Here is a 13413-nt window from a genome sequence, read left to right as displayed (position 1 = left end):
AACCGTCGTCCCTAGCTCACCGCGGGCCGCTCTTACTTTGCCGCTCGCTTGGTCAGGGCGAAATTCCAATAGCCGTTCTGACGGCGGATCGGCCATTTATTCGGCCAGCCCCAAAAGACATTGTCAAAGATTGCCGCGCTCTGGGGCCACGCACGGACCATGGCGGCGAGGTAGTCGAAGAACCGGCTATACGTCGCCGACTCGTCTCCAGGAACAACCGCCATCCCCAAAAAATAGGATACCACGTTGACAGCATCCACTGGAGGCGGTTTGGAGATCGATTCCTCCATGAGTCGCCGCTGATACTTCGCCACTATTCCCTCTACCCTTGCAACAAGCAGCGGATCAGACCATAGCCGTGTGCGATTCGCTGCGAACATTATGGCACCCAGTCCAGGGCCGGGAATCTGTTCCACGATCTCATCGAAGTCCTGGGACAAAACGAGGTCGCTTAGTCTCTGTTCAACCTCCGGGCCCATTGGCATGTCGCCCAACAGCATATAGAAAATCGCCCATGCATCCGGCTGCTTCGGATCAGTCTCCAAACTTTCGAGCACATCGAAAACAGTCTGCGCTGGGTCGGTAATCCCAAATGCAGGCGAGAACTGTTGCCCCAACGCAATTCGAAAGTCGAGACACCCATCGCCGCCAAGAAATGAGTTCCAACGGTTCCTCTGGTTAGAGGTGATCTTGAAGAGGTCGGTAATCGACGTGTCATCACCCCTCTCCTTCCCGATCCCGAAAATCTCGTCAACCCGGAGTCTCTCTTGGGCTGCATGACTCAAGCCATCCAAAGCCGACGCCAAGGCAGGCACCAGAATCGAGCACCTCCCTGCAAAGCGTGGATGCATGCAATCCTCCCAGACCAGTTCGTTCCAACCTCCGATTTCGAGCCCAAACAACCGCGCGTCGTTCAGAAACGCTCCCTCACATCTCTTGAGATCCAAAGACCCAACCGAGAGGAACGCATCGGACACGCGGCCCGCATGCAACCATGCGAAAATGAGTCTCAGTCGATCATCCACTCCCTGGAAGCGATCGACCGCACCCAGCATGGCAAATGCCCAGGTGAGGACGGAGTGAAAGAACTTCCAACTCGCAAGGCTCGCTTCTTCCTTCAGTGCTCGGGCTACTAAGGCCTCTGCCTTCGCCATCAATTCTTCCTCCTTCTCCCCGGCCATGGCAAAAAGCTTCACAGCCTGGATAAGCCCCAGAGGACTTCTCGTGGTCCGTAGGATCCTAACCAGCACCGCCTTCCGATTCATTGCGACACAGCTCTTGAATCTCTCGATCAGAATTCTGGGCAACGGAACCGGTAGCTGGATAAAGCTCTGAATAGCCCTTGGTAGACCGACGTCGTCGACCAATCGTGCAGCACATTGATCGAGATCCACCTGACCAGTCTCAAGTTCACGTCGTGAAATGCGCAGGTGATTGCCGAGGGCTTCCAGCGACCGGGGAATACAATCCTCGGTAGTAACCGCGGACCTCCCCTTAAGGGCTTTGCGAAGCTCCGAATAGAGCACCTCCAGCGAACTTTCCCGATGATCGAGGAATTTGGCCACGCGGTCGCCAACATTTCGTTCAGCTGTGATCCGTCGAATCCTTCGCGTGCGCTCCTTTGCATCTACATCGAACCAATCAGGCCGGCGTTCCAAATACTTCCTGGCCTGATCCCTCGGCAACAACGCCACCGGCATTCCCTCATTACGAAATGAGCCCCTCGGCGGACGACCATCGAGCGCAAACCTCAATCGCTTCCAGGGCTTGCGACCTTCGATACGCGACAACACAGCTATCCGATCGCCATTTTGCTCCTGAACGCTTCCCTGCCCCGACCGGGCCGCCTCAGCTACTGCGTTCCAAAACTCTCCAGCATCAAACTCCGCTCCCCATACGGTCATGTGCACCGTTCCGGGCAGCAACTTGAGCCATGCTTTGAATTCCTGACCAAATTGGATCTCCTGCTTCACTACATCAGGAAGATCCAGAATCGTTCGAAGCAGAAATCTCTTCATAGCCTCCTCTTCCTCACCTCCCATGGACACCTGCTGGCCCTCTAACGCTCCCGCCTCGATTTTTGCAACAGCTTGGATCACCTCAGGCTCCACAGCGGTTATGGGATCAAGCAATCGGGACGCCACCCAGTCGTTGAACCGCGCTCTTCTGTGATCTCGCGAGCCAAGTTTCTCTCTCTGAGAATCCAAGCCCAAGCCTCGTGCAAAGAGACTTGCCGCCGCCGAAGCAATCGCATCTTTCCTGAATTGGCTATTCGGAACCCTGTCCGCCAACTCGATTGGCGCGAGGAGAGGCCAAACGAATTCCCCGAGCAGGTAGTCACTCTTTGCTAGCAGTTCCTCATCCGGGATACTTTCATCCTCCCATAGCTCCGCAATCGCGCCGGTCGTGGCTTGATAGCTATCGGCAATCCATTGGAACTCCATCGTTGGTCCGCCGACGGAAACACCTTCTGGGGGCTTCAGTGAAGGAGCGTCCAAAGTACATGCTGCAAGGCTTCGCCGCAGCGCTTTCAGTTCAGGACCTTCGCGAACCCTTCCCTTTTCAACCTTAGCTGTTCTCAAGGCCCAGATAATCTCCTCCTCCGAGGTGGGAATATACCTGAAGTCCAGCTCGCGAAGCCGAAGAATCGCCCGAAAATACTCCTCCTTCGATAGCACCAGCCTCCTACGCAATAGATCGAGGATTTCGGAGACGCCGGCCACCGAAGCCGTCTCGTAATTTGCAAACGACGTAACGAAACGGTCGTCGCACCAGACGAACTTGCATCCCTGGGACGCAGCAATGCCCATGTCGTATAGTCCCAATCCGCACGAATCATTGAATTCAGCCGCCGTCCCGGAAATTGCTTCATCCCGCTGCACAACGCGAAGCACTCCTTGTTCGATACCCCGGCTAACGTGTTCGAAGAGGTGAATAGCTTTCTGAGCGTTTCTCGCTCTCAGGCCATTCTCCACATTCTTTGAGACAATTCTCTGATGCTCTTGCTTCTCGATCCGTAGTCGAAATCTAACAGAGGCCTCGGCCAAGACACCTTCGGTCGCTAGCAATTCTACTACCCCCTTTTCCAAGTAGATCAGTTCTCCATCAGCCGGAGCCCTAGCATGCCCTTCCTCTAGAACAGTCGGTTCCACACCCGTCGCAACTGAATCGCCAATCCGCGGAGACTTGTCTCGGACCAAGAGAACAAAGCTATCCACGAAAAGAGTCAGTCCGCTGGCTGGGCGTGAAGTGGCAAAGGTTCCATTCTGGCCATTCCGCATACAGATCCAAACACGCTCAGCAGGTCGATCGTCATCTATCTTTTCTTTCTCGGACCTTGGAACGTCAAATTGGCTGGCTTCGAAGATGGCTACGCGCTGTTCCTGAACAAGAGCAGCAACTTGCCGACTGCCTTCATCCAACCGAGGATGACTTGAAGCGAGCGCGGTAGCGAGTTCGCGAAGGGTGGTGACTGAAGTTTGGGATACAAGAATCGGGCCCATCGTCGACTCGACGAGGCCGAGGACCCCGATTTGATCCGCGACCATAAGGGCGCTGACATCCATGAAAAGTTCGCCAGCGCCGATCTCGTATTTGCGCACCGAGTGAACACCACTTCGTATCAGCCCGCACGGCGCATCCAGATCTCGAACATCCCTATCGTTGCCCAGCCAACGCTGAATCACAGCCGAGCCCACTTCCGAATACGCCACATGAAGTGGAATTTCACCATTCTTGTACGCGGTCAGAAAGCGGTCAGCGGTGTCGAACTTCTCTCTGTCCATCTTCTGCACCTCATCCGCCCGCAAGACAGTTAGAGACGAGCCCGGCTTTCCCGCCTCAGAAAGCATCTTTTGCAGAAGAGGGCTTGCAACTTTGTCCTTCCCCAGCCGGTAGCCTAGCGAGGCTGCAATCGCCAAGAAGCGGTCAGGAATGCCCTTCTCGATCGCCTTGTCATACGCCTGCGAAGCCAAAGGTGGATCGGTCATCCACATGGCGTGGGCGATGTTGATTAGATGCCCACTCGTGACCTCGGGATCTCCTACCAACGAGCGAGCCGTCTCGGCGCCACCATGAAAATCGGCGGCCTCTACCTGTGTTGCGAATAGCATCCACTTGGAGTCGAATGTACCGCTTTTGTGAAGAAGCTCCTTCGCTGTGCCAATGGCACTTTGGAGATCGCCCCTATTAAGGAGGCTCATCGTCTTTACCCGCTGAAGGCGATCGCCAATTTCTCCCTCTCCGATCAGGTGATTATAGCGGGAAAGCAGCTCCAAGGCCGCCTTGAATTGCCCTGCACTGAACAAGGAATGTGAAGCAACGAGCAGGCTTCCGGGTGAGCGAAGCTCTTCTACAAGCCTTTCCGCATGAGCTGCAGCGAAACCAGCATCTCCCGCAACTAGCGCGGTTTCGCAGGCCTCGAAAAGATACTTGGGATCGTTTGTCGCCTCAAAGAGCGAAAATGCAGCCCCTGGAAAATTGGCCCACACGCCGGACTTTGCTCCATTGACACGCTCAACCAGGTATTTGAGCTGGGCCCGCGCGATGGGATCGGGCTCATCCTCAATGAGAGCCGCTTCCTCAGTCGATTCACCGAGTATCGCCGCCACTTGAATCCTCAAATGACGCCAAACCGATTTGAAGGAGTCCTGCTCAAAGAGTATCCGATGCAAGTCCAGAAGCTCGGCACCCTCCTTAAAGTCACCTTCCAGCACCCGTAGGTTTACCAGAGTTTGAACTAGCTCTGCGCTTGGCTGGGTTCTGACCATTGCTTCGAGAGCACTTCCTGACTGAGCCCGATCGAAAGGCAGCCCACGGTCCAAACACCAAGCAAGCGCAGGCAAATGACAGGGATTGGACGCTAGCAGTGCCCGCGCATAAATAGACGCATCCTCCTGACGAGCTGGATGGTTGGCCAGACAGCCAAGTCTCCAAGCTTCCAGATCTCTCCGATCGTCATGGCCATCCTCAACGATCCCCAACAAGGCAGTAAATTCAGTTTCGGCTTCTTCCAAAGCCCGCATCGATTTCTCGTCGGAGAGGACAAACTCCCACTTAGGCGGAATCGGCCAGCCAAGAAAGCGAGCTTCTTTGAAGCTCGGCAGCACAGCCTCCAGATACTTGAGGCTTGCTGCCAGTAGCCGGATGTAAAACCCCTCGGGATCAGCTTGGAGCGCAAGCGCCGAGAACTCACGAGCTTGCTCAAAGTCCCCCATCACTACAGATGCCAATCCAGCGACCCGGTAGGTTCCCCCAGACGGCCTGAAGGTCGGCGCTTTCATGAGGTCAAGAACCTCCTGAGAACGGCCGAGGTTGATGAGGATCGACAATCTGATGCTCCAGGCATCGGTTGTCTGAGGAACGGCCAAGATCCTCAGAGCCGCCTCGGTATCGTCTTCTCTCAAGGCAATGACTCCTTCCAATACTTGGAAGTCGCCTTTCGGGTCTGCTTCTTTTGCCAGTTTCAGACGGATCTTCGCTCCTGCCAAATCGTTCTTGGCGTCGAGATGCAAGCCGGCAGATAGCTTTAGCACCTTGCTGCGGGTCTCATCGCTGAGCATTTGCCACGTTGCCGATTGGATACGCTTCTCGACGAGCTCCAACGCCTTCCGCCATTCCCCGCGCCGCGCCTTTGCCCTCAAATCAGGAATCTCGTCTTCCACCGCGGCGGTGAATTCGAGAATGAGCTTCTCCTGTAACCCTCCAGAGATAGCTAAGTCGCCGCTACCCTTTGCAGAGTTGAAAACCACCGGCTCGGCATTCGAGCCATAGAGGTCGGCTTGGATTCTTGAATTGAAATGCTTCCGGCCGACATCCGGATGCCTTCGTAAGGCGTCAGTCAAATCCCGATTGTCCCACAGTTCAAGGTCCAAGCCTTCACTCGCGAAATCCTGAACGTGGCTAAGATACTGGGCTTGAAGCTTCACGTCGCCCTTGGAGCAGCCAATGAATACGACAAACGCTATTGCACCACGGCGCTTCCAAGCGTGTCGATACTTCCAGAACTCCTCAACAGCGTCGTCAAAGTCATCGACTCCGAATTCAACGTAGTTTTTGCATGAGCCGAGACTCCACTTCCCGTCGGTCCTCCGAGCGAGGATGTCAACGCCTCGCTGCTTCTGGCCGCGCGGCTTACCGTGCCGCTCCGCCCGCCGGATCTCAGGCTCCTTCTCCCAAATGTCACGGCATAGCTCCTCGAAATGCGTCTCGTTCAGTTCCCAGAACTTAAGGGGATTGTGCTTTTGCAGAGGGCTTTCCATTTAATCAGGGTCCACGCAGTGTCTCCTATTGGGCAGTCCGCGGTCAACCTCCCCACGTCAGGCAACCGAACTTTGGCGGAAGCTGCCTGCTTCCTATAGACATGCCATCCCGACTCCTCCCGTAACGAGGCGACTGAAGTCCCTGCGACATTCGCGCCGGAGCGAGGGGACCTAGTATCCCTTGATCCAACGGAGTCTGCGATTATACGAACGATTATACGATCCGGCCCAAAAATCGCACCAATCGGGGCAGGCACTCGCAAATTTTCGCAAAGCCCAGTCTTTTGCAAAACCCGCGACTACAACGCTTTGCAAAGAATCGCAAATTACTGAAAATCAGCAATTTACAATTATGAGTCCCCTGCTCTAACCGCTGAGCTACAGGCCCGTTGGGAAAAGACTCATGATTCCAGTGGTGGGAATCAAGAGCGAAGAAAGCGCGGCATGCACTGGTAGTTCAGGCGTGCTCAAGCGCTTCCTCGAAGGCTGTGCGTATGGTCTCGAACGACTCGAGGCCGGCGGAGACACGCAGCAGGTTCGCCGGGACGCCACAGTCCTCGGTCCACTCCAGCTCATGGTAGTGTGCGAGCAACGTGTAGGGGCAGGCCAGCGTGAAGAGGGTGCCGAAGCTGGGGCCCTTGCAAACCCTGAGGCTGTCGAAAACCTTCGGCGTCCGCTTCTGGTTCTTGAGCACGAAGGACAGAAGGCCGCCGTAACCACCGCCTTTTGCCTTCACGGCGTCATAGTTCGTGGTATCCCCCAGCGATGGATGCCACACGGTTTCCACGGCGGGATGAGCAGCCAACCACGCGGCGAGCTCGCTGCCATTGGCGTTGACCGTCTTCATGCGATCCTCGTAGCCCTTGAGGTTGGAAAGCAGCACTTCCGCATCACCGATGTAAAGCGGAGCGGTCTCGGTGGACTCGATGGCAAGGAACTCGCGGAACGCGTTCGCGTGCGGTGAATCCGTTCGCACGGTGGCGGCACCCGCCATCACATCGCCCATGCCGGAGAGCCACTTCGTCAGGCTGCCGGTGACCACATCGGCGAAACGCAGCGCATTGACGTTCGCAGGACCTCCCGCGGAATCATCGATGATGAATGGAGTGGAACCTTCCGCACAAGCGGCGGCAAGGCGCGCGAGGTCCGCGGTGTGCAGGAGAGGATTGCTTGGCGCCTCGGTGAAGACGCCCGCGAACTCACCCTGGCGGATGCGCTGGAGGGCTTCATCGAAGGATTCGCCGGTGGCGTCGTTGAGATACACCACGCCGTTGCCGAAAAGTTCCTGGATCTTCAGGCAATCGACGTACGGGAACTCTAGTTGCAGGGTCTTCTTGCCCTCCTTCACTCCGGGCAGGGCACGCAGCACGGCGGTCACGGCCGCCATGCCGCTGGAGAAGATAAATGAATCCTCCGGCTCCGCCCCGGCCAGTTTCGCGATGCGGCGGGCGATGAGATGGGATTTCGATCCCTCACGCAGATTGTTCTCCAGGAAATCCTGGGCCTGACGGCTGCTCACGACCTCGCCGGAGAAACGCCAGTAGAGATCCGCATCCTGCTTCGCCTTCGCGGGCACCACCAGAGCCTGCAGGCCGCTGAGGCTGGCGATGCGGACAGCAGTTTCCGCACGGCGTTCCACCCAACGCTGCGCGCGCTGGACCGCACCACGCGTGGGCAGCACCACGACATGCTCGTCCTCCAGAGCGATCTCGGACTTGGCCGATGCGAAAAGGCGTTCGACCTGCGGGTGCTTGAAAAAGCGTGGATAGCCCGCGCGCATGCGGCGGGTCACCTTTTCACGGCCTTCCTCGTATCCCACCACGGCGTCCCACGTGGGCAGACAAACGGAACAGGCATGCGCGGAATCCGGCAGCGGCACGCCGAGATCCTCCTCGGTCCACGCCGGGTCCGCCATCAGGTCACGCGGTTCACGATTGTCGTGGCTGGTGCCGGCGCGATGCGCCAGACGGACGCGCTCGGTCGCGGACGAGACGGTAGTGGATAGATCAGAATCGGCGTCGCTCATGCAGGGCCTTGGTCGGTCGGGAATCCTTCTTCGGAAAAGGTCGGCTGGTCGCGTTTGATACAGAACCGGGGCAAGTTTCCCGGCCGATGTCATCGGTCCGGATCCACTGGATATCCCGACCTGATGGGTTTGCCGAAACGGCAGTAATGGATGGCGGAATCATCAAGGGTGGAGCACCGGGAATGATCCCCGGTCGGCCTCCTCCGGTGAATCCCTCCCGCGGAGGGTGGCCGACGCGCGGACTCTGACACGCCCCCATCCGGACGCAAGTCCCAATCCCATGCCGACCTGACCGAAAGGGAATCCTTCGGGAACTGGCATATCGTTGGGTGTCAGATTCCACACGCATCGTCATTTTGATTGAGTGCGTGATGACAACTGCGGCGATGCGGTCGCCAAAGGAGCATCCGGTGACCGGGGAATCACATGCGCCATCCGTTTCGTTACCGAGCGTTCCCTTCTCGCCTGTTGCGCCGCCGCACATCTCTTGCGGAGTTCCACCACAATGGCAGGATCCGCGGCATCGACATAAGGAGCGCCGCAGAAGCAACGGGCCACTCCTGCCACCTTCCTCCGATGGCAAAGCGGACACACTTCCACACGAATGGCACGTCCGCGATTGATGGCCGCCAAAGCGCCGACGGCACCGCGTCCGAATCCCGGCCATCCCCATCCGCGGCGATGTCCGAGCGCTTCTCCGAGATCGCGCTCGATACGGATTTGCATCCACACGAGCACCACCAGATGAGCCAATAGAATAAGAATGACCCCAAGATCATCCATGGCCATTCATCTATCAGAGTGGCGGTAGGCGAACCATTACAAAGCAGCCTGCTTCTTCCACGTTCAACCGTCCTCAAGGACAGGAAATGGTGCGCGGTGCAGGGTTCGAACCTGCGACCCCATCGGTGTGAACGATGTGCTCTACCACTGAGCTAACCGCGCTTTCGGGCCGGGCGGGATGGTTAACGCCCGCAATCCGGCTTGGCAAGCATTTCGCTGCATTTTTGCGTCAGAAATCCACCGTCTCCCCCAGTCTGGCGACCTCCACCGTGCCCGAGTGCCTGGCGGCCAAGGCTTCGCGCAAGGCCTCGGCATGATCCGGCTCCCCATGCACCAGCCAGACTTTTTCCTTTGGTCCGCCCGTCCGGGCAAACCAATCGAGCAACTCCGAATGATCCGCGTGACCGGAAAAGGAATCCACCGCTTCGATCTTCGCGCGGACCCGATAGCGGCTTCCCAAAATAGGCACCTCCTTCTCGCCATCCCGGATGCGGCGGCCCAGCGTGTGGTCCGCGCAGTAGCCGACAAACAGGACGGTGGTGCGGGGATCGCCAATGTTGTTCTTGAGGTGATGGAGAATGCGCCCCGCCTCGCACATTCCGGACGCGGCGATGATGATCGCACGGCCGTCGATTTCGTTCAGCTCCATCGAACCCTTCACACTGCGGACCAGAGTGAGGTTCTCGAACCCGAAAGGATTCTGCTTCTCGAAGAGGGTTTCATACACCGTCTCGTTGAAACACTCCGGGTGCAGGCGGTAGATCTCGGTGGCGCTGACCGCCAGCGGACTGTCCACGTAAACCGGCATGTCCGGGATCCTTCCGTCCGTGAACAACTCGTGGAGCATGAAGAGGATCTGCTGGGTTCGCTCGACCGCGAAGGCCGGGATGAGGATCTTCCCGCCGCGTTCCAAGGCTTCGTGAATGAGCCTCGCGAAGTATTCGCTCTCTCCCGGCGGAGCCTCGTGCTCACGACCACCATACGTGCTCTCCATGAGCACGAAGTCCACATCCGGCACCGGCACCGGATCACGCAGCACTTCATTCCCTCCCCTGCCCACGTCCCCGGAAAACAGGAAGCGCTTCCGGCGTCCGTCCGCCTTGTCCTCGATCTCCAGCAACACCTGGGCGCTGCCGAGAATGTGGCCCGCATCGATGAAGGTGACCTTGACGCCATCGCAAACATACATCGGGCGATCGTAGCTGACCGTCACGAACTGGCGGAGACAGTGCTCGGCATCCTGCTGGGAGTACAGCGGCTCAACCGGCGGCAGGCCTTCGCGAAGGCGGTGCTTGTTCAGCCACTCGATGTCCCCCTGCTGGATGTGGGCGGAGTCCGCGAGCATGATCTGGCACAGGTCGCGGGTGCCATCGGTGGAGTAGATGTTTCCGGTGAAGCCCTTGCGGCTGAGATTCGGCAGGTTGCCTGAATGGTCGATGTGCGCGTGGGAGAGAATGACCGCATCGATCGATGATGGTTCGAAGTAGGGGAAGCAACAGTTCACGTCATAGGCATGCTTGCGGCTGCCTTGATACAATCCGCAATCGAGCAGGATGCGCTTTCCATTCACTTCCAGCAGATGCTGGGAACCTGTCGTCGTGCCGGCCGCGCCGCAGAATCGCAGTTTCATCGGTTTGTTAGACATAGCCCCGGATGCTCCGGAATGCGAATCAAATCCGTGCCTCCTGAAATACAAAACGGCCACCCGGCGGGATGCCAGGTGGCCGTGGAAAGATAAGGTCGGTTCCGGTTCAGCGCGGACGGCGGAAGGCCTTGGTGCCGCTGGTGGAGGTCCGCTTGGCAGGGGCGTCGTAGTCGGAGGTGGCGGCCTTCTTGGTGCCCTTCGAATATTTCTCGGTCACCGGCACGATGCCATCGGGCGGCGGAATCGAGCCCGGGCCATCGCCGAAGTTGCGGAGGTCCGGAGAGAGGCTGTAACGGCGGTCCATGTCGGTCTGCACGGCATCGAGCTGCTTGTCGGCACGGACGATGGACGGCTGCATGAAGATGAGCAGTTCGGACTTCTCCTTTTCCTTGGAGGTGCTGGAGAAGAGTTTTCCGAGGCCGGGAATTCTGCTAAGGATCGGAATACCGCTCACGCTGTCACGATCGCGGGAGATGATGAGGCCGCCCAGCACCACCGTCTGGTTGTTCGGCACCGTCACCGTGGTGGTCATCTCACGGGTGATGATGGTCGGCACGGTCAACTCGCCCACGGTCTGGTTCGCACCGACTTCATCGCTGATGAGAGCGATCTGGAGGGTGATCTCATCCGCGGAATTGATGAGCGGGACGACTTCCAGCTTCAGCACCACGTCCTTGTATTCGATGTTGGTCTGGAGACCGCCGGTGGTGCCACCGCTGCCGGTGTTGTTGTAGGTGTTGGTCGGCACGGCGATCTGCTGGCCGGACGAGATCAGGCCCTTCTTGTTGTTGGCCGTGTAGATGCTCGGACGGGAGAGGACCGTAAAGTTGCCCGTCGCCTGGAGAGCGCTCAGATAGATACTGTAGGATCGGCCGATGGTACCATAGATGTTCAGGCCGTTGCTCGCCGGGAAGTTCGCGGGGGTGAGCAGTGTGGCCGGATTGATCGGCACGGAAGGACTATCATCACCCGCAACTGGAGTGCTGCCACCCGCGACACCCGTCTTCTTGTTACCGAAGGTCTTCAGGAAATCGACACCGTAGTTGAGGTCGTCGTTGACCGTAAGCTGGCCGAAGACGGTGGAGATCATGACCTGATCCGCCTTCACGTCCACCTGGTCGAGGAGCTTCTCGATCACCTCCACACTGGCCGGCGGGCCCTGCACGATGATGGAGTTGGTGATATTGTCCGCGACCAGCAGGGTGCGGCCGACGAGGAGCGACTGCGGAGCGGTCGAAACATTCGGCTCGGACACCGAACTGCTACCAAGACCACCGCCACTGCCGGAACCCGAACCACTGCCGCCGCCCGAGCCAAACGAGCTGCCGCCGGAACCAAAGGAACCGCCACTGGAAGCCGAGGTGCCCATGGAATTGCGACCGCTTGCACCCGAGTTGTTGGTGCGTGTGCCACCGCCCGAAGAGCGGTTGCCACCACCGCCGCCGCCGAAATTGGCACCAGTGGAACCGGCGCCTGCACCGCCGCTGCCGCCCGAGCCAGTGCCGGTGAAGGCGCGGGTCAGAGCGTCTCCGGCGATGCCAAGGAAATCCCCCGCAGTCAGGAAGCGAAGCTTGCGACGAAGGAAATTGCGGTCATCCGTCTTGGTGTCGAAGTCCTTCACAAGTTGCTCGACCATCGCCAGATCCACCGCACTGGCCCGGATGAAAATACGATTGGTACGGGCGTCCGGCACGATCTGTGGCGGAATCTCCTCACCAGCGGAAGATGTGCGGTTGCCAACCTGCCCTGGAGCACCGCCGGGAGCCGGCTGTGGAACTGCCTGTTGGATGCCTGCGGTGCGTTGCGTCTGAGCCTGGGCACTGAAGATTTCGTTCAGGGTCTGGGCCAGTTCGGTCACATCCGCATACTGTACCTTGATGAACTTGGATTTGAGATCGCCGGACGGTTTGTCGATCTCCTCCTTGAGCTGGATCAGCTTGCGAATGACGGAAATATTGTCGGTGATGACCAAGGCGGAGGCGTTGGCGACGGGAACCACCGAGCTGTAATTTCCCGTAGACTGCCCGACCACGCCATCGAAGATCGTCTTCGCCTGCTCCGGTTTGAGATACTGGAAATTCATCACATAGGCGACGACCAGATCCTCCTCCGGCAGCACGTCGTGCTCGTTGAACACCCCCACCAACCCCTTCGGGTTGTTCGAGGGATTCCCAGAGAACAAGAGGCGGTCCACGCCTTCACCTGCCGGCACGAAAACGAAACCCTCGGTCAGCGCAGCCATCTTGAGCAGATCCGCAGCCTTCTTGAAGGTCAGCGGATCCTTGGGGCTGGCCTGAAGGATGAAGGAAAACTCCGCCTGGGAAGCGGCTACGGACACCACCACCCGGCGTCCCGTGTATTCGTGATAATAGTCCGCCAGTTCGGCACCGGTAACCTTCGCACCGTTGATGGTCTCGACCAGTTTCCGATCTTCCAGCGGGATGTTGTCCTGATTCGCCTGGGCTCCCGGAGCAGGAAGCCGGTTGGCACCCGGAGCACGGTTTCCGCCCGGAGCCGGGGCGGCCGGATTCTGAGTGGGACCTGCCGCATTACCCGGGACCGGAACATTCGGCGGGATGGGTGGCACTTGCTCGGGATTTTCCTGGGCAAACGCGCTGGAAAGCGCGATCAGGCCGAGAGGGACGAGACGACGTATGGCGTGCATGTGAGGCAAAAAACGTGGGGATGGAAAGTGGTGG

5 protein-coding genes and 1 tRNA gene are annotated in these 13413 nt (G+C 58.4%); all 6 read right to left on the bottom strand.

The window, feature by feature from the left end:
• Positions 1-32: 32 nt before the first annotated feature.
• The 6 genes from KBB96_RS04810 to KBB96_RS04785 all read right to left on the bottom strand — a co-directional run bounded on the left by KBB96_RS04810 (position 33) and on the right by KBB96_RS04785 (position 13379).
• Positions 33-6260 carry a tetratricopeptide repeat protein gene (locus tag KBB96_RS04810; RefSeq protein ID WP_211632924.1) on the bottom strand — a complete coding sequence of 2076 codons (6228 nt, stop codon included), beginning with the start codon at positions 6258-6260 and terminating at the stop codon, positions 33-35.
• Positions 6261-6717: 457 nt separating this feature from the next.
• Positions 6718-8286, bottom strand: coding sequence for a PLP-dependent transferase (locus tag KBB96_RS04805; protein WP_211632921.1), 1569 nt, complete (start codon positions 8284-8286; stop codon positions 6718-6720).
• Between the two features lie 351 nt (positions 8287-8637).
• Positions 8638-9069 (bottom strand): hypothetical protein, encoded by a 432-nt coding sequence (locus KBB96_RS04800; RefSeq protein ID WP_211632918.1) that lies wholly within the window; start codon positions 9067-9069, stop codon positions 8638-8640.
• Positions 9070-9156: 87 nt separating this feature from the next.
• A tRNA-Val gene (locus KBB96_RS04795) sits at positions 9157-9231 on the bottom strand.
• Between the two features lie 67 nt (positions 9232-9298).
• Entirely contained in the window at positions 9299-10699 is a 1401-nt protein-coding gene (locus KBB96_RS04790; protein WP_211632915.1) for an MBL fold metallo-hydrolase RNA specificity domain-containing protein, read from the bottom strand.
• Between the two features lie 121 nt (positions 10700-10820).
• On the bottom strand, positions 10821-13379 hold the full coding sequence (locus tag KBB96_RS04785; RefSeq protein ID WP_211632912.1) for a secretin N-terminal domain-containing protein: 2559 nt from the start codon (positions 13377-13379) through the stop codon (positions 10821-10823).
• Between the last annotated feature and the right edge of the window lie 34 nt (positions 13380-13413).

Source organism: Luteolibacter ambystomatis, assembly GCF_018137965.1.
GTDB classification, from domain to species: domain Bacteria; phylum Verrucomicrobiota; class Verrucomicrobiia; order Verrucomicrobiales; family Akkermansiaceae; genus Luteolibacter; species Luteolibacter ambystomatis.
This window is presented reverse-complemented; position numbering and strand designations above follow the sequence as displayed.